At 61.8% G+C, this 23,892-nt stretch carries 16 protein-coding genes and 2 pseudogenes; 8 read left to right on the forward strand and 10 right to left on the reverse strand.

Annotated elements, in window-relative coordinates; all coding sequences use genetic code 11:
• Position 1 precedes the first annotated feature (1 nt).
• Complete coding sequence (locus C1T17_RS15945) at positions 2–1,186, reverse strand: trans-sulfuration enzyme family protein (protein WP_223262648.1); 1,185 nt, start codon at positions 1,184–1,186, stop codon at positions 2–4.
• 71 nt (positions 1,187–1,257) lie between these two features.
• Positions 1,258–2,151: a LysR substrate-binding domain-containing protein gene (locus tag C1T17_RS15950; protein WP_104954286.1), complete on the reverse strand. Its 894-nt coding sequence runs from the start codon at positions 2,149–2,151 to the stop codon at positions 1,258–1,260.
• Between the two features lie 174 nt (positions 2,152–2,325).
• On the opposite strand from C1T17_RS15950, the gene C1T17_RS15955 reads away from it, so the two are divergent.
• From C1T17_RS15955 to C1T17_RS15990, 8 genes are all read left to right on the forward strand, one after another.
• Positions 2,326–4,950 (forward strand): TonB-dependent receptor plug domain-containing protein, encoded by a 2,625-nt coding sequence (locus tag C1T17_RS15955; RefSeq protein WP_104954287.1) that lies wholly within the window; start codon positions 2,326–2,328, stop codon positions 4,948–4,950.
• Positions 4,951–4,958: 8 nt separating this feature from the next.
• Positions 4,959–6,410, forward strand: coding sequence for a M20/M25/M40 family metallo-hydrolase (locus C1T17_RS15960; protein ID WP_189338376.1), 1,452 nt, complete (start codon positions 4,959–4,961; stop codon positions 6,408–6,410).
• Positions 6,407–6,784, forward strand: a complete 378-nt coding sequence (locus C1T17_RS15965) for a hypothetical protein (RefSeq protein ID WP_104954289.1) — start codon at positions 6,407–6,409, stop codon at positions 6,782–6,784. Before C1T17_RS15960 ends, C1T17_RS15965 begins: the two co-directional genes overlap by 4 nt.
• 48 nt (positions 6,785–6,832) lie before the next feature.
• Positions 6,833–7,168: a hypothetical protein gene (locus C1T17_RS15970; RefSeq protein ID WP_104954290.1), complete on the forward strand. Its 336-nt coding sequence runs from the start codon at positions 6,833–6,835 to the stop codon at positions 7,166–7,168.
• 66 nt (positions 7,169–7,234) lie between these two features.
• Positions 7,235–8,476, forward strand: coding sequence for a TolC family protein (locus tag C1T17_RS15975; RefSeq protein WP_104954291.1), 1,242 nt, complete (start codon positions 7,235–7,237; stop codon positions 8,474–8,476).
• Between the two features lie 4 nt (positions 8,477–8,480).
• Positions 8,481–9,668 (forward strand): efflux RND transporter periplasmic adaptor subunit, encoded by a 1,188-nt coding sequence (locus tag C1T17_RS15980; protein ID WP_104954292.1) that lies wholly within the window; start codon positions 8,481–8,483, stop codon positions 9,666–9,668.
• Positions 9,669–9,670: 2 nt separating this feature from the next.
• Positions 9,671–12,889, forward strand: a complete 3,219-nt coding sequence (locus tag C1T17_RS15985; protein WP_104955288.1) for an efflux RND transporter permease subunit — start codon at positions 9,671–9,673, stop codon at positions 12,887–12,889.
• Positions 12,889–14,946 (forward strand): carbon starvation CstA family protein, encoded by a 2,058-nt coding sequence (locus C1T17_RS15990; RefSeq protein ID WP_104954293.1) that lies wholly within the window; start codon positions 12,889–12,891, stop codon positions 14,944–14,946. Before C1T17_RS15985 ends, C1T17_RS15990 begins: the two co-directional genes overlap by 1 nt.
• Positions 14,947–14,986: 40 nt before the next feature.
• On the opposite strand, the gene C1T17_RS15995 is transcribed toward C1T17_RS15990, so the two are convergent.
• The 8 genes and pseudogenes from C1T17_RS15995 to C1T17_RS16030 form a co-directional block, all read right to left on the reverse strand.
• Positions 14,987–15,310 (reverse strand): DNA-binding protein, encoded by a 324-nt coding sequence (locus C1T17_RS15995; RefSeq protein ID WP_104954294.1) that lies wholly within the window; start codon positions 15,308–15,310, stop codon positions 14,987–14,989.
• 4 nt (positions 15,311–15,314) lie between these two features.
• Entirely contained in the window at positions 15,315–15,653 is a 339-nt protein-coding gene (locus C1T17_RS16000; protein WP_104954295.1) for a type II toxin-antitoxin system RelE/ParE family toxin, read from the reverse strand.
• Positions 15,654–15,815: 162 nt separating this feature from the next.
• Positions 15,816–16,539 (reverse strand): annotated as a pseudogene (locus C1T17_RS22155) (integrase arm-type DNA-binding domain-containing protein); the annotation flags it as partial.
• A 345-nt stretch (positions 16,540–16,884) separates the two neighbouring features.
• On the reverse strand, positions 16,885–20,001 hold the full coding sequence (locus C1T17_RS16010) for a TRCF domain-containing protein (RefSeq protein WP_223262649.1): 3,117 nt from the start codon (positions 19,999–20,001) through the stop codon (positions 16,885–16,887).
• Positions 20,002–20,079: 78 nt separating this feature from the next.
• Positions 20,080–20,286 (reverse strand): hypothetical protein, encoded by a 207-nt coding sequence (locus C1T17_RS16015; RefSeq protein ID WP_104954297.1) that lies wholly within the window; start codon positions 20,284–20,286, stop codon positions 20,080–20,082.
• On the reverse strand, positions 20,279–21,022 hold the full coding sequence (locus C1T17_RS16020; protein WP_189338377.1) for a Crp/Fnr family transcriptional regulator: 744 nt from the start codon (positions 21,020–21,022) through the stop codon (positions 20,279–20,281). The genes C1T17_RS16015 and C1T17_RS16020 overlap by 8 nt, the downstream gene beginning before the upstream one ends.
• A 198-nt stretch (positions 21,023–21,220) precedes the next feature.
• Positions 21,221–22,159 (reverse strand): annotated as a pseudogene (locus tag C1T17_RS16025) (formylglycine-generating enzyme family protein).
• Complete coding sequence (locus C1T17_RS16030; protein ID WP_104954299.1) at positions 22,156–23,814, reverse strand: arylsulfatase; 1,659 nt, start codon at positions 23,812–23,814, stop codon at positions 22,156–22,158. Before C1T17_RS16030 ends, C1T17_RS16025 begins: the two are co-directional and overlap by 4 nt.
• Positions 23,815–23,892: the final 78 nt, after the last annotated feature.

Below are 23,892 nucleotides of genomic sequence, written 5' to 3' on the forward strand. Positions count from 1 at the left end.
GTCAGCCGCCAGAACCGGCTGGGACGAGAGAGGTTAGAAGCCGACTCAAATCGTCCCAGAGGTCAGCCGGATCTTCCAAGCCGATGCTGATGCGAAGAAGTCGGCCTTCATGCAGCCAGGGCGTGACCGTTCTTGCTCGATCAAGCGACATGGGAGCGATCAGGCTGCGGCTTCCACCCCAGGAGGCGCCTATCGCAAAGACGCGCAAATCGCCAAGCGCCGTGTCGAGTGCGCCATCGCAGCCAGGCTCAAGAACAATGCTGAATACGCCGCTTGCGCCTGCAAAGTCCCGCTTCCAATGGTCGTGACCAGAGCAATCCGGCAGCGCGGGGTGCAGAACCTTCGCCACAGCCGGCATGGACTGCAGCCGGTGCGCAAAATCCGTCGAAATCCTGCCGATATGGCCGATGCGCACGCCCATCGTTTCGATGCCCCGCAGCGCCAGCGCGCAATCTTCGGGCGAAACGCCGATGCCGAGCATCCGCATCGTGGATCGGATCCGCTCATACCAGCTTCGGTCGCGCAGGCTGAGCGAACCCAGCAACAGGTCGGAATGGCCTCCCACATATTTGGTGAGCGCCTCCATCGCGACATCGATGCCGATGGTGAGGGGCTTGAAGAGCAGCGGCGTCGCCCATGTATTGTCGCAACCCGTCAGCACGCCGCGCACGCGGGCGGCCCCGGCAATTGCGGGCAAATCCCCGACCTCCATCGAGGTGGAGCCAGGCGACTCAGTCCAGATGAGCCGTGTCGAAGGGCCAATCATATCACCGATCCCAGCGCCGATCATAGGATCGTAAATGCGATGGCCTATCCCGCGTGGGGCCATATAGTCTTCGCAAAAACCCCGAACGGCGGGATAGGCATTGTCCGGGATCAGCACTTCGTCGCCGGCCTGACATATGGTGAGAAACAGGATCGCAATCGCTGCCTGGCCTGATGGTAGGATGACCGAATGATCGGCCTGTTCAAGCGCGCTAAGCTGCGCTTCGAGCATTTTGGTCGTCGGCGTTCCGTGCAGGCCATAACTATATCCGTCCGGGCCGCGGTCCTTGCGATCGGCATAGGCCTGCGCACTATCGAATATGATAGTCGAGGCACGGTATACAGGCACGGCAAGGCTTGCGAAGCCCTGCTCGCTTACCTGCGGATGGTGTACGACTTGCGTCAGGTCCCTCATCATCATCCCTTTGTGACTGACGCAGAATGAAGGGCAAGCGGTAGAAGTTCAATTGCCCATCAGGCACGACTCTATAATCAGATTTTATAGATTGCCTGCCGCTCTTCCAGCAGCGCGGCGGTGAAGTCCTTGACGATCTGCGAGCGCTGCGCGTCCGGGCGAAAGACCAGAAGCGTCTTGAAATAGATCTCCGGTTCGAACGGCTTGAGAATCAGGCCGCGTTCGGGAAATCCGTCGATGGAGTTGGGATTAACGATGCCTAGGCCAACGCCCTCAAGGACCAGAGCGCAGACCGTGATGGAATAGGGCGTTTCGACGATGATCCGCGGCTTGGCCCCTGCTTCGTCGAGCGCCCGCGTCAGGCGCGCCCTGGCCCGGTCTTCGGGCGATAGGGCGATGAAGGCCTCTCCGTCGAGATCGCCGGGTACAATGACGGCCTTGTCCGCAAGCCTGTGGCCGGCGGGGACGGCGCAAAGCGCCCTGATGCTTTGAAACTGACGATGATCCACGCCGGACATATCGATCTCGTCGGCGGCAAGGCCGATATCGAATTGTCCGCTGGCGACAAGATCGCGCACCGCTGACGAAAAGCGCACCTGAAGCGTTATCGCGATGTCGGGATGCTGGCGGTTGAAGCGACTGATGGCGCGCGGAACCAGCGTCGATCCGAGCGCGGCAAGGCTGGCGACCCGGATGCTGCCCGACCCGAAATCCCGAATACGGGCGGCCGATGCGCGCAGCGTATCAAGCCCGACAAAACTTGCCACGACGTCGGTGAAGAACATCTGTCCTTCAGGCGTCGGCACAAGGCGACCGCGGACCCGGTCGAACAGGGAGAAACCCATAGCCGCTTCAAGTTCAGCGATAGAGCGGCTGACAGCGGGCTGCGTGATCTCGAGCAATTCCGACGCGCGCGAAGCGGAGCCGCTCATCATGACAGCGCGATAGATTTCCAATTGCCTGAAATTCATGCTTCCCCCTAGCTATAAGTTTTGTGCATGGACTCGTGCCTTTACGTCAATTGTATTTTTAGGTCGGCAGAGCATGATTATGACAACGAGGTGACGCGGGCTTGACCTGATCGCCGCCATGAGCGGTCGCGACCTCGACGCAGGAGGCTTCACGCTTTTCCATTAGGGGGTTTCATGTTTTTGCCGTCACGCAAGACTATTCATGCCGGTGTGTCCGGCGCCGCGCTTGCACTTTCCATGCTTTGGTCTGGAACCGCTCTGGCCCAGGGTGGAGAAGCGCAGGCCGAGCCGGCCGAGGAGATTATCGTGACCGGCAGCCGTTTTGGCGGCCGAGTCGCCACGGAGTCGCTCAGCCCGGTGGATTCCCTCTCGGCGGACGACCTGCGGTCTTCGGGCAAGACCGAACTTCAGGATATGCTGAAGGTCGCAGTGCCCAGTTTCAGCACGCCCCGGCCCACGGCCGCCGGCGTTCTCGATTTCCTCACGCCGCCGACGATGCGCGGATTATCGACTGGTCAGATGCTGGTGTTGGTGAACGGCAAACGCCGCCACACATCTGCCTCTCTCAATCTTGGTAATCAGATCGGGCGCGGCGACGTGGCCTATGACTTCAACGCCATTCCTGCAGGCGCCCTGGGTCGGGTGGAAGTTTTGCGCGATGGTGCGTCGGCGCAATATGGTTCCGATGCGATTGCGGGCGTCATCAATCTTCACCTCGACGATCGGGTGGGCTATGATGGCGCCGTCACCTATCGGCAGACGACGCGCGGCGATGGTGAAACCGCCGTGGCATGGGTCGGCGCGGGCTTCGCCATCGGCGACGGCGGCGTGATCCGCGTCACCGCGCAATATCAGAAACAGGCAAAGACCGACCGGGCGGCCCCCGATACCCGTCAGCAATATTTCGGCACCAACGCCGCGGGCAGGCCCGTCGCGCCATCCGGCAATTTCGGTTCGGGAACGGGCCTCACCCCTTCGAGCGGGACGCTCGATCCGCGAGAGGCGAGCTTCGATCGGGACATCTGGGTATTTGGACAACCCAAATACGAAAACAAACAGATCTTCGCTAACCTGAAGCTCCCGGTCGCCGACGAAACGCAATTCTATGCGTTCGGTGGCTACAGCAAGCTGGAAGGGACGGCGTACAACTTCTTCCGACGGTCGGGCCAGGACGAAAATGTCCGCGCCATCTATCCCGACGGCTTCCTGCCCCTCCAGGATATCGGGATTGAGAACTGGTCGGCGGCGGCAGGGGTGAAGGGCATGCTGGGCACATTCGGCTATGACCTGTCTTCCGCCTTCGGGAATTCACAGGAATTTACCGGATATAGCAATTCGCTCAACACATCGCAGGGCGCGGCCAGCCAGACCGTGTTCGATCGTGGCAGCAACCGTTTCCGCCAGTGGACGAACAATCTCGACCTCACCAAATCGTTCGATCTGGGCGATGGCGCGCCGCTGGAGGTCGCCTTGGGCCTAGAATATCGCAAGGAATATTTCCGCATTTTCGCGGGCGAACCGGCCAGTTATGCCGATGGCGGCATACCGATCCTCGATGGTCCTAACGCAGGCCGCCCCGCCCCCGTCGGCGCGCAGCCCGGCGGCGGCACGGCACCCGAAGACAGCGCCGAAGCGAGCCGCAACAGCAAGGCCGTCTATGGCGAAATCCAGAAGACCTTCTTCGATCGCCTGACGATCGACGGCGCGGTTCGCTATGAGGATTTTTCCGATTTCGGGGATACGTGGAACTGGAAGGTGGCGGGTCGCCTGGAACTGGTGAAGGGTCTGGCCCTGCGCGGTTCCTACAATACCGGGTTCCGCGCGCCCGCGCTCCAGCAATCCAACACCAGCAACACGAATATCAGCTTCGTGAACGGCGAGCCGCGCAAGATCCGCACGATCTCGTTGCAGGATCCGATCGCGTCACTGGTCGGTGCGACGCCGCTCAAGCCTGAAAAGGCGGAGAATTTCACGCTTGGGGCGGTATTCAGCCCGCCGGGCACCGGCTTCACTTTCACCGCCGACTATTTCAACATCCGCATCGACGACCGCATTGCCCTGTCGTCGAACTTTTCCGGCACCGCGCTCACCACTCTGCTCGCCGCCAATGGCCAACCCGGCATCCAGTCGGTGGCCTATCTGACGAACGCCGTGGATACGACGACCCAAGGCGTGGATTTGACGGCGACCTGGAAATTGCCGTTAGCGGGCGGCACGCTGAACGCCACGCTGGCTGGCACCTTTACCGAAACCGAATTCCGCCGCATTGCCGGCACGCCAGCAGCGCTTCAGGCGATGGGTATCTCCACGGTGCTGTTCGACCTGACCCAGCAGGTTCGCTTCACCGACTCGATCCCGCGCGACAAGGTGACGCTCAACCTCAACTGGAAGTCGGGTCGCGTCGGCCTGAACCTGACCAACAGCTATTATGGCATGGTGTCGCAGGTTGCGCTGACCGGTCGTTCCGCAGCGCAGGTCGCCGCGCTTATTCCCGGCTATGACGTCACGGTCACGCCCGCCAATCCCGCTGGCACCAGCTTCGACATCATTCAGCATTTCAAGGGCCAGATCATAACAGATCTGGAGGCGAGTTACGACCTCACCGACAATGCGACCATCGTTCTGGGGGCAGACAATATCCTGGACGTGTTTCCCAAAAAGCAGATCGCCTCGACCGCGGCGAGCGTTGCGGCGGGCACCAACGGTGCGGACAATGCGGGGATTTTCCCCCATGCCTATATTGCGCCCTTCGGCGTGAACGGGGCCACGCTATATGCGCGGTTGAAGGTACGCTTCTGATGCGTTGTATGGGGTTTGCCATCTTGCCGGTGCTGCTTTGTGCAGCACCGGCGCATGCGGAGGATCGTGAAGGCGATCGGACAGCGAAGCTGCTGGCCGATCTCGTTCGGATCGATACGTCCAACCCGCCAGGCGATACGCGGCCGATTGCCGATCATCTCAAGCGCTTGTTCGATACGGCCGGCATCGCCAATGAAATTATCATCGCACCAAATGGCAAGGCTGCCCATTTTATCGCGCGGTTGAAGGGTGATGGAAGCAAACGCCCGATCCTTCTGGCTGCCCATACCGATGTAGTCCCCGCAGATCGCATGCGATGGACTGTCGATCCGTTCGGCGGCGTCATCAAGGACGGCTATCTCTACGGTCGGGGCGCGCTGGATAACAAGGGCGCGGTCGCCGCTTTCGCGCGCGCCATGCTGCGGATCACGGCGGACAATGTGCCGCTTGCCCGCGACATCATCTTTTTGGCCGAAGCGGATGAGGAACAGGGCAGCTACAACACCAACTGGCTGGCCGCCCATCATTGGGACAAGATCGACGCCGAGTTTTCGCTCAATGAGGGCGGGTCGATCCGGGGGGTCGATGGGCGCGTGAGCGAAATCGCCGTCAGCTATGCCGACAAGCTGACCGTCAATCTCACATTGCGGGTGGAGGGGCCGGCCGGCCACAGTTCCCGCCCGCTTGGGCAGGACGTCAGCGCCAACGATCAACTGGTCGCCGCCCTCAATCGGCTGGCATCCCATCGGGAGCCGATAGCGCTGACGCCGGCCACCAGGGATTATCTGACGGCGCTGGCCGGCCTGCATCCGCGCGCACTGCGCCAACCGGTCGAACGGCTTTTGTCCGCAACCACGGTGGCGGCACGGGAAGACGCCGCGGCCGCTGTCATCGCCGCAGGCGACACCGTGTCGGGGTGGGGTATGGAAGGGCTGCTGCGCAACACGACGGTCCTCACGATGCTGCAATCCGGGCTTAAGCCCAACATCATTCCGGGCGTGGCCGAAGCGACATTGAACGCCAGGTTGATGCCGGGCACCGACCTCGACGCCTTTCTCGCCAAGCTTCGCAAGGCGATCGGGAATGACCGGGTCGCCCTCACGGTGCTGGAAGGGGAGGAGCGTGCGAGGCTGATCCGGGACCGGTCGGCGATAGCCCCTTCATCGCTGGACTCGGATCTTTACCGGCTGATCGCGACGACGGCAAAGACGCATTGGCCCAGCGCGGTGATCATGCCGACGCTGCTTGTCGCCAGCACCGACGCGACGCCTTGGCGGCAACGCGGGGTGCCCGTCTATGGCATTTCGCCCTTCCCGGTCAGCGGCGCCGATGCTGCGCGCGTTCATGGCGACGACGAACGTGTCTCGCTCGAAGCGATCGGGCAGGGCGCCGCTTACATCCACGATCTCGTTCAAAAGGCCGCTCAGAAGGCGGGACCAGCCAAAGGAAGCCGACCATGATTTTTCTCGCCATGTTTCTTGCTCAGGCCGCCACGCAGCCTGCACCGCTGACAGGCGTCTGGAGTGTCGGTGAAACGCGCAGCTGCGACAGCGGCGAGGCGTGGGTGTTCACGGCGGACGGATATTATGTCGAGGTGGACCTGCCTTCATCGCCGATCGGCGCGGTGGGGGCCTTCATCGATAAAGGGAATGCGATAGAATATACGCACTCGCATATGCCCTTCGCATCAGCAGACACGCCTCAGGTTCGGCGCAGCTATACCATTACGAACCGGTCGGCAGATCGCATCGACGCGCTGAACTATAAAGGCGAAAAGCGCTTCTTCCACAAATGTCCGCTCGATGCCCTGAAGAAGCCAGAAGGAAAACATTGATGCGCGCAGTGATGACAGGCCGCTGAAGTGGTGTTAGGCAGCAGACCCATGCGTGGATGGATATCCTTCTTGGCAATGATGGGGCTGTTCTTTGCGCTGGGAGCCGGCGCACTTGCCCATGCCAAAGAAGGTTTCGGCTGCCAATCCGCCGGGACATCCCTGTCAGCGGGTCACTCTGATGGCGACAGCGATGAGGTTCCTGCCGATGCGGATAATGGCATGCCGCATCATCATGGCGGCTGCCATGGCCATCATGCCAGCACCGACGCCGCGCGTGCGCCTCTGGCTTCTCCGGAGTCGCTGAAAGATCGGCATGGGATGCCGCGAAGCGCTCAACTGGCGACTATTATCATCGATCCGGGATTGCGCCCACCCATCGCCTGAAGCCGATAGACCTGCCCGCCGCCTGAGCGGCTTGGCGCCTGTCATCGTCTTCAGGAGTTTTCCATCATGTATCGCATTTTCGCGGCCCTGCTGGCCGTGGCCCTGTGCGCCCCCGTGCGGGCGCAGGAAGGGTCACCGCCCTTCACCCTTGCGCGCGCGCTCGAAATGGCAGGTGCTAAGTCGCCCGCCACCCAGGCCGGGCAGGCCGGCGTCGCATCGGCGCGGGCCGCCCGCGCCGTCGCCGCCCTGCGCCCCAACCCCGAACTCAATCTCCAGACCGAAAATGTCGGCGGCAGCGGCGCGTATAGCGGCTTTGGCAGTGCGGAAACCACCGCGCAGGTCACGCTGCCGCTGGAACTGGGGGGCAAGCGATCGGCACGCATCGCCGTTGCCGATGCCCAGCATGAAAGGGCGCTGGTCGAACGCGCGGTGATCGACGCCGATCTTGGCCTGTCAGTCACCCAAGCCTATGTCGCCGCCGTCGCTGCGGCGCGGCGCGAGGACGTCGCCGCCCGGCAACTGGCGATTGCGGCCGATGCGCTGAACGCTGCGCGGGTCCGCGTGCAGGCCGGCCGCGCCTCTCCCCTTGAGGAACAGCGCGCCGGGCTGATGCATGTCAATGCGCAGGCTACGCAGCAGCAGACCCGCCGGCTGGCCGACGTCGCCCGCGCCAATTTGTCCAGCCTGATCGGCGCGCCGGTGGAAGGGCTGCTGGACCAGCTCTGGTTCGACGCGCTGGCTGCCGCCGGGCCAGTCGATCGCGCGCCCGTGGCCACGATGCTCATCGCGCGCGCCGCCGCGCTGGATGTCGCCACCGCGCAGGCCCAGGTCCGTCTGGCCGGGGCGCAGCGCACGCCCGACGTGCAACTCTTCGCCGGGCCGCGGCGCCTGTCGGCGACCAACGACACGGCGGCCCTGTTCGGCGTCAACATCCCGTTGCAACTGTTCAACAACGGATCGGCCGCTCTGGCGCAGGCGCGCGCTGAGCAGCAGAAGGCGGACGCCACCCGGCGCATGACCGAAATCCAGCTGACGCAGGCGATAGCGTCCGCCGATGCGGAGGTCGCGAACGCGGAAACCGCCGCGCGCATCGCTGCGGGGCCGGCGCTGGCCGCCGCCGAGGAAGCTGCCCGCATCGCCCGCATCGGCTATCGGGAGGGGAAGTTCGGCCAGATCGACCTGCTCGATGCCGAACGCTCGCTGGCCGACACCCGCCTCGCAGCGGTCGATGCGCTCGCCACCTACCATGACGCCATGGCCCGCCGGGCCCGGCTGACCATCCCCGCGCCCCGCGATTTTGGGAATTGATCCGATGAAAAAGACATTTGCGACGCCGCTTGCGCTCGCCCTGCTGCTGGCCGCCTGTGGCGGCGGTGATACGCCCCCCGCGGCGAAAGCCGACGCCCATGGGCAGGAGGGCGGCGATGAAGACGGCGAGCATGAAGAGGGCCATGAAGAGGAAGGCCATAAGGCGGAAGAAGGCGTCGTCGCCATGACCGACGACCAGATTCGCGCCGCCAACATCACCCTCGTCACCGTCGACGCCGCCGGAAGCGGCGGCGCGCTGACGCTGCCCGCCATGGTGGAAGGCGATCCGCAGGGCATCCAGGTTGTCACCGCCGCGATCGGCGGGCGCATCGTCGCACTGAGCCGCAATCTGGGCGAATCCGTCCGCGCCGGCGAGACGCTGGCCGTGTTGGAAAGCCGCGAGGCCGCGCAGATGCAGGGCGAGATCGAGGCGGCATCGGCTCGCCTGGCGCTGGCGCGCAGCAATCTGGCGCGCGAACAGCGCCTGTTCGCGCAGCGTGTCTCCCCCGAACAGGATTTGATCGCCGCCCGCACCGCCGCGACCGAAGCGGGCATCGCCCTGCGGCTGGCGCGGCAGCAACTGGCCGCAACGGGCCGGGCAGGCGGTGGCCTCAACCGCGTCGCATTGCCATCGCCTATTGCCGGTCAAGTCATTGAAAGAAAAGCCATGTTGGGGCAGGTTGTGACGGCTGACGCGGAACTGTACCACATCGCCAATCTCTCACAACTGTCCATCTCGCTGTCTCTTTCCGCATCCGATGCAGCTCGGCTGCGGCCCGGCGCAAAGGTAACGGTGAACGGGCAGGGCCGCACTGCCACCGCCAGCATCCGCTTCCTCTCGCCAATCCTTGACCACCAGACCCGGCTGGTCCCGGCCATCGCCACGCTGGACAATGGGGCGGGCCAATGGCGCATCGGGGAAAGCGTGACGGCGGTGGTCGCGCTGCCCGCCGCCAACGGCGTGCGCGCGATCAGCGTGCCGCAGGCGGCCGTTCAGACGGTCGAGGGGCAATCGAGCGTGTTCGTCCGCACTGCCACCGGCTTTCGCACCGTCCCGGTCCAGACCGGCGCGGTCAGCGGCGCAGACATATTGATCGTCCGTGGCCTCAAAGGCGGCGAACGCATCGCCGCCGTCGGCAGCTTCACTCTCAAGGCTGAGCTTGGCAAGGGCGAAGCGGAACATGGGCATTGATGATGATTGACGCGATCGTCACATTCTCCGTCGCGCGGCGCTGGCTGGTTCTGCTGCTGACCCTCATCGCCTGCATCATCGGCGGCTGGTCGCTTGGCCGCCTGCCCATCGATGCGGTGCCCGACATCACCAACAATCAGGTGCAGATCAACGTCCGCGCGCCTGCCCTGTCCCCCGAACTGGTCGAAAGCCAAGTCGCGTTTCCCATCGAAACCGCCCTGTCGGGTATCGAGGGGCTGGAATATAGTCGCTCGCTCAGCCGCAACGGATTTGCCCAGATCACGGCGGTCTTCACCGATTCGACCGACATCTATTTCGCCCGGCAACAGGTGAACGAGCGACTGGCCGGGCTGGCCGAAAGCCTGCCCGCCGGCGTATCCCCCGAAATAGGCCCGATCGCCACCGGCCTTGGCGAAGTCTATATGTGGACCGTCCATCTGGCGCATCGCAAGGACGACAGGCACGAGCCGGGCGAACCCGGCCTGCAACCCGATGGCAGCTATATCACGCCCGAAGGGGAACGGCTCACCAGCCAGGCCGATCAGGCGACCTATCTGCGCACCGCGCAGGACTGGATCGTAACGCCCTTGCTCAAAAACACGCCCGGCCTGGCCGGGGTCGATGCCATCGGCGGCTATGTGAAGCAGTTTCAGGTCGTGCCTGATCTCCAACGGCTTGCCGCACTGCGCATCAGCCTGGACGATCTGGCCCGCGCTCTGGAGGATAATAACAGCGCCATTGGCGCAGGGGTTGTCGATCGTAACGGCGAAGGGCTGGCGGTCCGGTCCGATGGCCGGATATCGCGCGCTGCCGATCTGGCGCGCACCGTCATCGCCACCCGTGAAGGCGTGCCGATTTTGCTGGATCAGGTTGCCACGGTCCGTACGGGGCAGGCGATCCGCATGGGGTCCGCATCGGAAAACGGCCGGGAAGTCGTGGTCGGTACGGCAGTGATGCGCGTCGGAGAAAACAGCCGCACTGTCGCGTCCGCCGTCGCGCGACGGTTGGAGGATATCAACGCGTCCCTGCCGACAGACGTCATCGTCCAGCCTGTGCTGGACCGCACGGCGCTGGTCCATTCCACGATCAACACCGTAGCGAAGAACCTGATCGAAGGCGCGCTGCTGGTCATCGTCGTTCTGTTCGCGCTGTTGGGCAATTTCCGTGTTGCGCTGGTCGCCGCGCTAGTCATTCCCATCACCATGTTGATGACCAGTTTCGGCATGGTGCAGGGTGGCGTGTCGGCCAATCTCATGAGCCTTGGGGCGCTCGATTTCGGCCTGATCGTCGATGGCGCGGTCATCATCGTAGAAAACGCATTGCGCCGCATGGCCGATGCGCAGCATCGCGAAGGGCGGCTGCTCACACTGGACGAACGCATGGCGACCATCGCCGGCGCCTCGCGCGAAATGATCCGTCCGTCCGTGTATGGGCAGGCGATCATCATCCTCGTGTACGTCCCGCTGCTCGCTTTGACGGGGGTGGAGGGCAAGACCTTCACGCCCATGGCGCTGACGGTCATTCTGGCGCTCATCTGCGCCTTCATCCTATCGCTGACGTTCGTCCCCGCCATGCTGGCCATCCTGCTTTCTAAGCCGGTGGAGGAAAAGGAAGGGCGCATCATCGGCTGGATCAAGGCGCGCTACGAACCAGGCCTCGTTGGCGCACTGCACCGCCCGAAACGGACAATCGGGGCGGCCGTGGTAGCGTTCGTAGCGGCGATCGGCGTCTTTCTGATGCTGGGGCAGGAGTTTCTGCCACAGCTCGATGAAGGGGACGCGACCGCACAAGTGCTGCGTATTCCCGGCACCTCGGTCGAACAGAGCCAAGCGATGCAGTTCGATGTCGAACGGGCGATCGCCACCCGGCCGCAGGTCCGCTTCGTCTTTTCGAAAACGGGGACGGCCGAACTGGCGTCGGACCCGATGCCGCCAAATATTTCCGACACCTTCATCATCATGAAGCCGCGCGACCAATGGCCCGATCCGTCCCTGCCAAAGGCTGAACTGGTAGCCGCTATCGAAAAGACGCTGGAAAAACTGCCCGGCCATGCATTCGAAATCAGCCAGCCTATCCAGATGCGTTTCAACGAACTGATCGCAGGCGTGCGCGGCGATGTGGCGGTGAAGGTCTTCGGCGACGATGCCGACGCCATGAACCGCGCCGCCAATCAGGTCGCGGCAGTGCTGCGCAAAACAGAAGGGGCTGCGGACGTCCGCGTCGAGCAGACAGAAGGCCTACCGATATTGGACATTCGCCCGCGGCGAGAGGCCTTGGCGCAGTTCGGCCTGTCGATGCGCGCCGTGCAGGATGTCGTGGCTGCCGCGATTGGCGGGCGGGATGCTGGCATGATCTTCGAAGGCGACCGGCGCTTTGCCGTCACCATCAGGCTCGATGACCGGCAAAGGGCGGACATGGCGCAACTAGGTCAGATTCCGGTGCCCACGCCCGGCGGCGCCTATGTGCCGCTGGGCAGCGTGGCGGATATCGGGGTCACTGACGGCCCGAACCAAATCAGCCGCGAAAACGGCAAACGGCGGATCGTGGTGCAGGCCAATATCCGCGGTCGCGACGTCGCAGGCGTGGTTGCGGATGCGCAGGCGGCGATCGCGTCCGATGTCCGCCTGCCCGCAGGCACCTACCTGGAATGGGGCGGGCAGTTCGAGAATCTGGCCTCCGCCCGTGATCGGTTGATGCTGGTGGTGCCAACCTGCTTTGCGGTCATTCTGCTACTCCTCTACGGAGCGCTGGGCAGGGTGCGGGATGCGGTGATCGTGTTCACGGGTGTCCCGCTGGCTCTCATCGGCGGTGTGCTGGCGTTGTTCCTGCGCGGCATGCCATTCTCCGTGTCCGCAGCGGTCGGGTTCATCGCCTTGTCGGGCATCGCCGTGCTCAACGGACTGGTGATGCTCACTTCTATCCAGCAACTGGTGGGCAAGGGTGTGGAGCCGGTCAGAGCCGCATGGGAAGGCGCGATGCAACGCCTGCGACCGGTCGTGATGACGGCTCTGGTGGCCTCGCTCGGCTTCGTACCCATGGCGCTCGCCACGGGATCGGGCGCGGAGGTGCAGAAGCCTTTAGCGACTGTCGTGATCGGCGGGTTGATTTCCGCCACTTTGCTCACCCTGTTCGTCTTGCCTACTCTTTATGCCCGGTTCGGATCATCCAATGGTGCAAAGGTGGGGCGCTATGACCACAATCCTGAGATCGGAAGAACATAATGACCCGGCACATTCTCTGGATCTTGACTGCGATCATCGGCGCGGTGGCGCTTAGCGTCGTCGCAGTGTCCCGTGGTGAAGAGGTCAACGCATTGTGGATCGTGGTCGCCGCAGTCAGCTGCTTCCTCGTCGCCTATCGCTATTACGCCCTATTCATCGCCCGCCATGTGATGCGGCTCGACGCGGCACGGTCCACCCCTGCGATCCGCCGCGCCGACGGCCTCGACTATGTCGCGACCGAAAAGTCCGTCCTGTTCGGCCATCATTTCGCGGCGATCGCAGGCGCCGGGCCGCTGGTCGGGCCAGTGCTGGCGGCGCAGATGGGCTATCTGCCCGGCACGCTGTGGATCATCGTCGGAGTGGTGCTCACGGGGGCAGTGCAGGATTTCATGATCCTGTTCATTTCCATGCGCCGCGACGGCAAGTCGCTGGGCGAACTCATCCGCATGGAAATGGGGCAGGTCGCGGGCACGATCGCGCTGTTCGGCGCGTTCATGATCATGGTCATCATCCTCGCCGTGCTGGCGCTGATCGTCGTCAAGGCGCTGGCCGAAAGCCCGTGGGGCATGTTCACGGTGGCGGCGACGGTGCCGCTCGCCATGGCGATGGGCGCCTATACCCGCTGGATCAGGCCGGGACGGATCGGCGAGGTGTCTCTGCTCGGCCTCATCGGCCTGCTGGCCGCGATCGTCTATGGACAGGCGATCGCGCAAGCGCCCTATTGGGGACCGATCTTCACCTTCAGCCCGCTGACATTGTGCTGGATCTTGATCGGCTATGGCGCGGTCGCTTCCGTCCTGCCGGTTTGGCTGTTGCTCGCGCCACGTGACTATCTGTCGACCTTTCTCAAGATCGGGGCGATTGCCGCACTGGCCATCGGCATCGTCATCATGGCCCCGCCACTCAAAATGCCGGCGCTCACCCAGTTCGCCGACGGCGGCGGACCGGTGTGGTCGGGCGGGCTGTTTCCGTTCCTGTTCATCACCATCGCGTGCGGCGCCGTGTCGGGCTTTCATGCGCTGATCGCCAGCGGCACCACGCCCAAGCTGATCGCCAGCGAAGCCCATGCGACGATGATCGGCTATGGCGCGATGCTGATGGAAGCGATCGTGGCGATCATGGCGCTGGTCGGCGCGTCGATCCTCGACCCCGGCATCTATTTCACGATGAACAGCCCAGCCGCGCTGATAGGCACTGATCCGGCCAGTGCGGCCGCCGCCGTCGCCGCCATGGGCTTTCCCATCTCCCCCGACCTCATCGCCCAGACCGCGAAAGATGTCGGCGAACACAGCATCATCAGCCGCGCGGGCGGCGCACCGACGCTGGCGGTGGCGATGGCCGAAATCTTTAGCCACGTCTTTGGCGGCCCGGCCATGAAGGCCTTCTGGTATCATTTTGCGATCCTGTTCGAAGCGCTATTCATCCTGACCGCCGTCGACGCGGGCACCCGCGCCGGGCGCTTCATGTTGCAGGATCTGATCGCGCTCGCCTTGCCATCCTTCAAGGATACGACCAGCCAGTTACCCGGCTTCATCGCAACCGGTCTGTGCGTCGCGTCTTGGGGCTTCTTCCTCTATCAGGGCGTTACCGACCCGCTGGGCGGGGTCAACACGCTGTGGCCGGTATTCGGTATCTCCAATCAGATGCTTGCCGCCATCGCCCTGATGCTTGCCACCGCCGTCTTGTTCCGCATGAAGCGGGACCGCTATGCCTGGGTGACGGTGCTGCCCACAGTCTGGCTGCTGATCTGCACATTGTCGGCGGGTTGGCTCAAGCTCTTCTCGGCCGACGCCAAAGTCGGGTTCCTCGCCCACGCAGCCAAGTTCAGCGCAGCAGCGGATGCCGATGAAGTGCTCAGCCCCGCAAAGTCGATGGCAGAAATGCAGCGCATCATCTTCAACGACCGAGTCGACGCCGCGCTGGTTGGGCTGTTCCTGGCCGTCGTGCTGGCGCTACTCTTCTTTACGACGAAGACCTCCATCACTGCCCGGCGAGCGGCTCGGCCGACCGCGCGGGAGATCCCAGTTTCGTCATCAAGTGAGGTTGCATTGAGATAGGCGCAGGACTCTGCCTCCGTGCTGATCGCAGTCCAATCAGTCAGGCAAGTTCTACTGCATGTGCCACTATCGAAACGCCAAGGCGTTCGCGCACCGCTCCGAAGATAGCTGCGAGATTGTCCATGCTCGGGTTTCCCTTCTCAGACAACATCCGGTGCAGGCTTTTGCTCGGCCGGTTCGTTTGGGCCGCCAAGGCTTCAAACCCAACCGACGCATTCACCAGATCACGAAGGATCAGGCGTGCAATATGGGGCTCACCGTTAAGGAATGCCGTCGCGGCCTCGTCGAGCATGGCTTTGGCAAAGGCAGGATCGCGCGCGGTGCGCTCCTTCACCGTCTCCTTGAAATCGCGCGTCAGTACCATCTTGCTATCCCTTGGCTTTCTTCGCAGTCGCCTTACGGCTCTTATACTCCGTCAACAGCAGGCTGGCACGATTGATATCGGCCTGCTGTCGCTTCTTCGTTCCACCTACAAACAGGATGATCAGTTCATCTCCATCCTGTCCAAGATAGAGCCGATAGCCCGGCCCCCAATCGATCGGATATTCTCCAACTCCGCCGCCTATCCATTTAACATTCGACAGATTGCCCAACTCCAGTCTGACAATCGCCGTCGCCACCTTTGCCCCCGCTTGGGTGTCGAGATCGTCAAACCATGAACGGAACGGGCTGGAGCCGTCTTCGCGGATATACTCCTGTACGATCAAATCATGGCCCTTCTGGTAACGTATACGTTACCATTTGTCTAGCGTCCTTTGTCGCTCAAGCGACCAGACGGAGGCGGTCCAGCTTCGCAGCCCCCTGAGCGAGCAGCTTGGCAATCTCGTCTGATGTCCGTCGTACGGCCAGCTTGAGGGCTTCATCGACGTGGATTGCCCCTCCTCGCGCCGATAGCCGGTCAGCAGCAATAGCCTAATGACGGCAATACCGGTCGGGCTAACGCCCTGCTGCTCGGCATAGGCAATCGCCTTGCCCAGCGCTTCGATCTCGGCGACGCTGAGGCGTCTTGTCTTTTTATTGCCAGCGAGTTTCTTAGCACCCTTAGTGGGATGCTCGGCAAGCAAGCCCTTGTGCTTCGCGTGGCCCAAGATGGCTTGAAGGGTCGCCAGGCAGCGCGCTGCGACACCGGGACCTCCGGTCGCCTTGCCGCCCCGGCCGTCCGCCCGAGACTTTTTCATCTGTCCGGTCGCCACATCGTTTTGCAAGTGAAGACTCCTTAATCGGCCTGTTTCGTCGACCGAGAATCCTGCCTGCATGAGCTTCCGTCAGATACCAGTTGCACAGTTCGGCAACGTTCATCTCGTTCCTAGCGCGACGAGCGTCATCCGCCGGGTCTTCCCCGGCAGCAACTGTGCCGAGCTTGATCTTTGCAAGATCGCGCGCTGCTCGGCAGTGATCACGCCAAAGCGACCGATATTGACGCGGCGTTTGATGCCCTCGGCTTTCCGGTACTGGATGATGAATGTCTTGAGGCCTGAAGGAAGGACGCGAACGCCGAAACCTCGAATCTCACTGTCCCATAGGACGACCTGCTTTTTCCTCTGGGGGCTTGAGCGCATCCATCGAACGCTTGTTCAGCTTGGCAGTTGGCATCTCCGCCTCCATTTGGAGACAAAGCTTCTAGCGGCAGGCTTTGTCTCCATATTGTCTCCAAAATACGCCGTTTGGTGGCGAATTCCAGGATAGGGCGTAGCAAGCAGAAATCATATCTAATTAAAGTATCTTAGGAAATCGTAATATCGGAAATTGTAGCGTAGCTTTGAAATCAGATTGCCAAGGTTCGGATCGAGGGTTCGAATCCCTTCGCCCGCTCCAGAAATAAGCAATAGATGCAGCAGCTTAAAATTCCCTCAGGGGGCTGCATTGTCTTGCCCCGTTCCGGGATAATGCCCGGGCTTTGGCTGGTTAAGTAAGATCGGCTATACCAGCGCCACAATGCTATGCCGCAAGGTCTTCGAGAAGGGCCTGTATCCGGTCCTCACGCTCCACCTCCGGTATCGCTTCCGTCAGCAAGAGTCGGTCATTTTTTGCCGTCAATTTCTCGGCGGATCGACTCACCGTGAAGTCGGACCGCGGAGTCAAAGCAATGGCTGCTGATCCCGCGTCAATTCTGCTGACGCGCGCAGCCTTCGCAGCATTGCGCAGGCGAGCATGTCTTAGCAACGTCTCGGCCTCTTCCGGCAGAGGACCGAAGCGGTCGACCAGTTCCTCTTCGAACGCATCCAAATCCGCCTGACCGGATATCCTCGCAAGCCGGACGTAAAGCGACAACCGAACGTCCGTTTCGGGTATCCAGCTTTCGGGAAGCGAGCCTTGCGTTCCCAGATTGAGCTCCGGACTCCAGTGTTCGACCGTCTCGCCGCGTGCTTGACGAAGTGCAGCACTCAGGAGGTGCTGGTACAGATCGACACCGATCAACTTCATATGCCCTGCCTGGCTTTCTCCCAGTAAGTCGCCCCCACCCCGCATGTCGAGATCACGCGCGCTAATCTCGAACCCCGCCCCGAGCTGGTCAAATGCCGCCAACGTCCGCAGCCGCTTCAACGTCGCGCTGCCAAGTTCCTTTTCGCTGGCGGTCAGCAGGATGACCTGGCCGCGCCGATTGCCACGCCCTACCCGACCGCGAAGCTGGTGAAGTTGCGCAAGGCCGAAGCGGTCTGCATTCCACACGATCATCATATTGGCGCGGGGCACGTCCAGGCCAGCCTCAATGATGTTGGTCGCCAGCAGTATGTCGCCTTCACCTCGCGCGAAACCCACCATCACCCTGTCAATGTCGGCCGGCGCCATCTTGCCGTGCGCCTCCATTAGAACGAGATCGGGAACCGCCCGACGCAGGCGAGCGGACAGTGCCGCCATGTCTTCGATGCGCGGGACGACGACGAAACTTTGGCCACCCCGTCCCTTTTCCCGCATCAGCGCGGTGCGGATACGGGCATCATCATATTGGTCCAGGCTGGTCCGGATTGGCTGGCGGCGCGCAGGAGGCGTGGCAATCACCGATATTTGTTGAAGCCCGGCAAGCGCCATCTGCAAGGTTCTTGGGATTGGCGTAGCGCTCAGAGAGAGCAGATGATGATCGCCTGCACCTCGCAACTTCTTCTTGTCAGCGGCGCCGAAGCGCTGCTCCTCATCGATTATGACAAGGCCCAGTTTAGCGTAACTGACGCCTTTTGCCATTACAGCGGCGGTGCCGATAACGACCTTGATCGAACCATCAGCGAGTCCTGCCTTGACCTCCTTCTTTTCCGTCGGAGAAGACAGACGCGATAAGCCTGCGACCGCAATCCCGGATGACTCGAAGCGTTTTTGGAAGCCCTCAAGATGCTGGCGGACAAGGACCGTCGTGGGCGCGGCCACTATCACTTGATAGCCCGCCAACGCCGCTAGCGCTGCGGCCCGCAAAGCCACTTCGGTCTTTCCATATCCGACGTCGCCGACGATCAGGCGATCCATAGGTTTGCCGCGTGCAAGGTCATCTCTCACCGCAGCAATTGCACGGAACTGGTCGGCAGTTTCGTTGAACGGGAACCCGCCTGCGAAGCGTTCATAAGCGGCGGGATCAGGTTCGATGATAGGTGCCTGAAGTTGGTCGCGAGCCTCCGCCAGAGCTTGCAGTCCCTTTGCCGTTTCCGCGATCGCGGCCTCTATTGCTCCGCGCCGGTTGGCCCAGGACGATCCTTGGAGAGTATCGAGTTTCACGGCATCTGCATCTGCCCCATAACGCCAGATGCGATTGGCTTCGTCAGTGCCGATCAGCCTGCGTGCGCCACCTGCATATTCAAGCGCGATCATTTCGCCCTTCATTCCATCGGTAACGGGTGCAGGCTCCAGGCCCGTAACTATAGCTACACCATGATCTTCGTGAACGACGACATCGCCAATCCGGATTTCAGGATCGGCAGACCAGGGACTATGCCCCGCGGCAGGCCGTTCTCCGATAAGCGCTCGGGTTCCCAGCAGGTCAGCCGCTGCCACGACCACATGGCGCTCGTCCACAAAGCCCTGATCGGCCGCGACCTCCATGCAGCATCCGGAGCCGGATTCGAGAGTTTCGATCTGGCTCCAATCCGATAGCATCGGCAAATCTCGTGAAAGACGCTTGGAGACCCGGCCACGCAGAAAGCGCAAATCCCTCTGACTTCCCATCAAAATGAAAACGCGTTGCCTTTCCTCCAGAAGCGGCTTAGCGAAGCGCGCCAGACTCGCAAGCGGGGAATGGGATTCAACAAAGCGCGGCAAAGCGTCGCACTTTCCCTCCAGAACGATATTTCGCCATGGGGCAGTAGCAGCGCTCCAGATATTCTCGTTTATCGCGTCTATTCCACCGTTAGGTTTACGCGCAGCATCTGCGGCAAGCTCAAGGAACCGGCGTCTGCGCTTATCGGCTTTCGGGGAAAGGATCAGCGCGCCTGGGCGAAAATGCTCCAGAACGGGAATGGTGCCTTCGGGTAGCGGTTCAGACGCGCGACCGATCTCCAGTCCCTCGAGTTCGTCAACGCTGCGCTGGGAAACAGGATCATACCACCGGATAGCGCTGATTTTTCCGTCCGTAACTTCGATGCGGGCTGGCATTCCCGCGTCAGAGGGAAAGATATCGATCACATCGCCGCGCACCGCCATTTCGCCTGGCTCGTCAACCCGGTCATCGGCAAAGTAGCCGATATCCTCCAGTTCAGCACGAAGCTCCTCAAACACAATGGCGTCACCCACGGCCAGCCGCGGTGGCGCGTCGCCAAAAGCTTCTGGAGGAGGATATCGTCTGGCCGCAGCTTCTCCGCTCATGAAGCAGGCAAAATGCCCGTCATCGATTTGCTGTCGCGTGATATGCAACGCGCGAAGAACCGAGATTCTCGCGCCGACATTGGCTGGCGATGCAGGTGAGCTGTCGCCCGGCAATGCATCACTGGATGGAAGGTAAAACACGGGGTAGCCGGGGCAAAGTCCCCGAACTGCTGATGCTAAAGCTTCGGCCTGTTGATCGTCATCAGCGAGATAGACGACGTCCTGCTCATCCAGCAGCGCAGCAATCCGGGTTGCGGTCCACATCAACATCACGCGAACGGCCCTGCGGCGATGACTTTGAGCGTGAGCAAAGTAAGCCCACGACGGACGGGCGACAAACGCAAGCGATCAATCATTGCCGATTTCGCCCTGGTCAGCCGCCTGCTGTTCGGCGCATTGTGCCGCCGAAATCAAACTCTGGCCGGTGAGCCTGGCCGCGTTAGGAGTCATCGTAACTGCCACGCCGTCAGGACCGTCGAGAACAACGAGACCGTTTTCCGCGCTGGCAGTTCCAGCATCGGCGCGGGGTTGAGGCACGGCGGAAACGTCAGTCATGATTGGGCCTCTGATCGGGGGCGGGAAGATTAGCGATGTAAAGGTAGGCAGGATCGAACTGGCCCCGCGCAGCGAGGCGCTCGGCATCCAGGATTTCGACAAGCGAGGCTCGAAACAGGCATAGCCCCTCTTCGCGCAGGTGGCGCAGCACTCTGTTGATGTGGATGCTGGTCAATCCGCATATTTCAGCAAGATCGGTCTGCGTAACGTCGAGAGAGAAGCGATGTCCGTCGCTCAGTCCGGCCGAAACCAGTCTTGCGTTGGTTTCGCACAGGAAATGCGCGACGCGCCCGACTGCGTCGAGACGGCCAAGGCGGAAAAGCCACCCGCGATGAATGGCAGCGTCGATCAGCGTCGCGAACCAGAGCTTACGGGCGAGCATCGGCCGTGTTTCGGTGATCGCGTCCAGCTTCTTGTGCGGCACGATGGCCACGGTGACTGTCGTCATCGTCGCTACATCGTGATCGAGCACCTTAAGTGGATAGGCATGCAGATCGACAAAATCACCGGGTACATGGACAGCGACGAGCTGACGCAAACCGTTCCGATCGTCGATGTACCGCGACATGAAGCCTTCGACCAGCAAAGTGCTGTGATTTACACGGTCTCCTGCCCATACAAGCGTCGCGCGTGGGCCGAACGTCCGAACCTCACTTATGGCACTTTCCAGCAAATCGCGCTCTTCGGCGTCAAGCGCTGCCCCGCGCTTGTCTTTTAGAAAACGTTCTGTGAGCAACGCAGAAATCTCCGGGGCGCGCGGATGGGATGACGATAACCCTCCCGGTGCCTCCACAACGGACGAAGCCTCGACCCGTTGCCACTGCATCGATAAAATCGTCTTGCCTCAGATTAATCTGTCAGTCTGGCCCGCCCGACGCGAAGTTCGTTCGCGACCCGCCCCGCGTGACCCCAAAGGTTTGCGCGGGCATGGAGTTCATCGATGTGCTGGCTCAAGGACCGTGCGAAAGCCCAGATGCGAAGCCCCCAGCGTCTCGTCCTGCCCATGGCGGGCCGAGGGCCGATAGCGTGCGCAATAATTAGGCGCACACAGGAACGATCCACCCTTTATGACGCGTGCGCGGGCGTCGGGTTGCCGTGGATCGAAGCTGGGGTTCTGCGCAATCTTATCGGTGGCGGTGACAGCGCCATGATCCGGACGATACCAGCTTCCTGTCCACTCCCAAACGTTGCCGATCATGTCGTTAAGGCCGTAAGCGTTCGCCGTTTAGCAGCCGACCGGAGCGAGACGCGTGTAACCGTCCTTGCCATCATTGCTGACAGGGAAGTCACCCTGCCAGCTATTAGCGATGTCGGGTGCCGGCTGATCGAGGCTTTCAGCCTGGCCGGCTCGGGCTGCATATTCGAATTGCTCTTCGCTCGGCAAGGTCCGCCCGGCCCAGCGCGCATAAGCCTGTGCATCGGCATGAGCGATGTGGACGACCGGCAGTCGATTGCGCCCGATCAGGTTACTTTGCGGACCTTCGGGGTGCCGCCAGTCCGCTCCCTTAACGTAATGCCACCACTGATCCGGCGCTACCGGACGTTCGTCGGCACCGGGTGGGTCGAACACGAATGACCTCCCTTCCGTCTCGGCACGCGTCACATGACCTGTGGCACGGACGAAAGCGGCATATTGTATGTTGGTGACTTCGTGCCGGTCGATCCAGAAACCCTTTATCGTTGCGGTGTACTTAGGGCCTTCCTCCGCATAGGCGACGTTGCTCCCAAACTGGCCCTGACCTCCCGGAACCCATATCTGGTCATCGGCTATGGCAGGGCACCCTTGCCTGGGCGCCTGCGCCTTGACCGACCAACCGAGTGAGGCAGGCCCTGCTGCCAGCAGCAAAGCCACGGCAAGAACCCGCCGGATCATGGTTTATAAACTCGCTCGTCCGGCATAACCACGCCCACGCCTTGCGCATAGATGTCCCATTGCGCCACCAGTTGCGCCAGCCGTTCGGGCTGCTCCTTGCTAAGGTCGTGAGTTTCGCCCGGATCTTCCGCGATGTTGAACAGGCGCCATTGGCGATCGCCGATGTCCGTGATCTTCCAATCCCCTTGCCGGATCGCGCGCGATCCGAACAATTCGGTTCCTACGGCATCAGTTGGGAAATAGACGCGATCCGACTTGCCCGACAGATAAGCTGCCCAACTCTTGCCCCGGATTTGTTCCACAGATCGCCCTGAGAACTGGCCCTTGGGGTCGGCTATGCCGGCGAGGTCTAGAAATGTGGGCGTTACATCCATCACCGATCCGAAAATCGGCGCAATTGCCGCCTTCCGCTTGGCTCCGGCATAATGGATGAACGCGGCAGCCCGCGTTCCGCCCTCCGTCGCATAGGCTTTGTAAAGCCATGAGGGTGCGGTCGCTGCCTGTGCCCAATTGGGGCCATATGCCACATAGGACGTAGCGTTGCCGCGGTTGGGCAGGCTGTTGTCGGAGGAAGCAATTCGCTCCTTCATCCCTTTGATCTGTGTGGTTTCAAGGTCCAAACCTTCCGCACCATTGTCCGCCGTAAACAGGACTATCGTGTTTTCATAAACGCCCTGGCGCTTTAATTCGGCAATTACGCGGCCGACATTCTGGTCCAGCCGGTCCACCATGGCGGCATAGATTTCCATGTTGCGCGCCGCGCCTTGCTTCTGTTCTGCAGTCAGGCTGGACCATTTCGCCTGATTGACTGGTTCATGCGCTGGACGAGTAGGATCAATCAACCCCAGTTCCGCCTGCCGCTTCAGCCTGGCTGCACGGAGAACTTCAAAACCGGCATCGTATCTACCCTTGTATTTGGCGATGTCCTCCTTAGGCGCTTGCAATGGCCAATGCGGCGCGGTGAAGGTCAGATAAGCGAAGAAAGGCTTCTTGCCTTCGGCACCTTTGCTCGTGTTACGTAGCTGTTCGATCAGCTTGCCTGCGAACGTATCGGAGGAATAGAAGTTGGCTGGCAAGGCATTCTGGGTCTTGCCGTCTGCGCGATACGTCGCGCCGGGCTTCGCGGGATCGGTTGTCAGGTCTGCACCGAAATGATTGTGAGCGCCCTGTAGCATGACGAAACTGTGCTGAAAGCCGCGCGCGGTCGGATCTTGTGCGGGCGTCAGGCCAAGGTGCCACTTGCCCGACTGCAATGTGCGATAACCGTTCGCTGAGAGCAATTCCGCCAGCGAGGCGACATTGGGGCTTAGATATCCTTCATGCCCTGGCTTGCCCTTCTGATTGGGCGCGATCAGTTCGGCCATCGTGCCGAGCCCGGCACGATGATTGTCCGTGCCGGACAGCAGCATGGAGCGTGTCGGTGAACACGTCGGCGCCGTGTGCCAACCGGTAAGGCGAAGACCCGCCAACGCAAGTGCGTCCAGATTGGGCGTCGCGATCTCGCCGCCAAACGCGCCAAGGTCGGAAAAACCCAGGTCATCGGCCACGATCACCAGGAAGTTGGGTCGTTTGTCCGGTGCTGCCTGCGCAGGCAGAGCCACAATGCTGGCGGCCAGTGAAACGCCGAGCGCCAGCAGGCGCGTAAAGGTCGGCATCAGCAAAATCCTTCAGATAGAGGGAGCCGCGCCGCATGTGACGGCGCGGCTCAGTGTTAGCCGGGATGGGTTCGGGGG

Origin of the sequence: Sphingobium sp. SCG-1, assembly GCF_002953135.1 — a bacterium.
Lineage (GTDB): Bacteria > Pseudomonadota > Alphaproteobacteria > Sphingomonadales > Sphingomonadaceae > Sphingobium.

Excerpts from the sequence above, each read along its gene's own strand:
- C1T17_RS15995 (WP_104954294.1), bottom strand. The coding sequence starts at position 15,310 with ATGGTACTGACGCGCGATTTCAAGGAGACGGTGAAGGAGCGCACCGCG.
- C1T17_RS15970 (WP_104954290.1), top strand. The coding sequence starts at position 6,833 with ATGCGTGGATGGATATCCTTCTTGGCAATGATGGGGCTGTTCTTTGCG.
- C1T17_RS15980 (WP_104954292.1), top strand. The coding sequence starts at position 8,481 with ATGAAAAAGACATTTGCGACGCCGCTTGCGCTCGCCCTGCTGCTGGCC.
- C1T17_RS15945 (WP_223262648.1), bottom strand. The coding sequence starts at position 1,186 with ATGATGATGAGGGACCTGACGCAAGTCGTACACCATCCGCAGGTAAGC.
- C1T17_RS16010 (WP_223262649.1), bottom strand. The coding sequence starts at position 20,001 with ATGTTGATGTGGACCGCAACCCGGATTGCTGCGCTGCTGGATGAGCAG.
- C1T17_RS15975 (WP_104954291.1), top strand. The coding sequence starts at position 7,235 with ATGTATCGCATTTTCGCGGCCCTGCTGGCCGTGGCCCTGTGCGCCCCC.
- C1T17_RS15985 (WP_104955288.1), top strand. The coding sequence starts at position 9,671 with ATGATTGACGCGATCGTCACATTCTCCGTCGCGCGGCGCTGGCTGGTT.
- C1T17_RS15960 (WP_189338376.1), top strand. The coding sequence starts at position 4,959 with ATGGGGTTTGCCATCTTGCCGGTGCTGCTTTGTGCAGCACCGGCGCAT.
- C1T17_RS15950 (WP_104954286.1), bottom strand. The coding sequence starts at position 2,151 with ATGAATTTCAGGCAATTGGAAATCTATCGCGCTGTCATGATGAGCGGC.
- C1T17_RS16015 (WP_104954297.1), bottom strand. The coding sequence starts at position 20,286 with ATGACTGACGTTTCCGCCGTGCCTCAACCCCGCGCCGATGCTGGAACT.
- C1T17_RS15990 (WP_104954293.1), top strand. The coding sequence starts at position 12,889 with ATGACCCGGCACATTCTCTGGATCTTGACTGCGATCATCGGCGCGGTG.
- C1T17_RS15955 (WP_104954287.1), top strand. The coding sequence starts at position 2,326 with ATGTTTTTGCCGTCACGCAAGACTATTCATGCCGGTGTGTCCGGCGCC.
- C1T17_RS16030 (WP_104954299.1), bottom strand. The coding sequence starts at position 23,814 with ATGCCGACCTTTACGCGCCTGCTGGCGCTCGGCGTTTCACTGGCCGCC.
- C1T17_RS15965 (WP_104954289.1), top strand. The coding sequence starts at position 6,407 with ATGATTTTTCTCGCCATGTTTCTTGCTCAGGCCGCCACGCAGCCTGCA.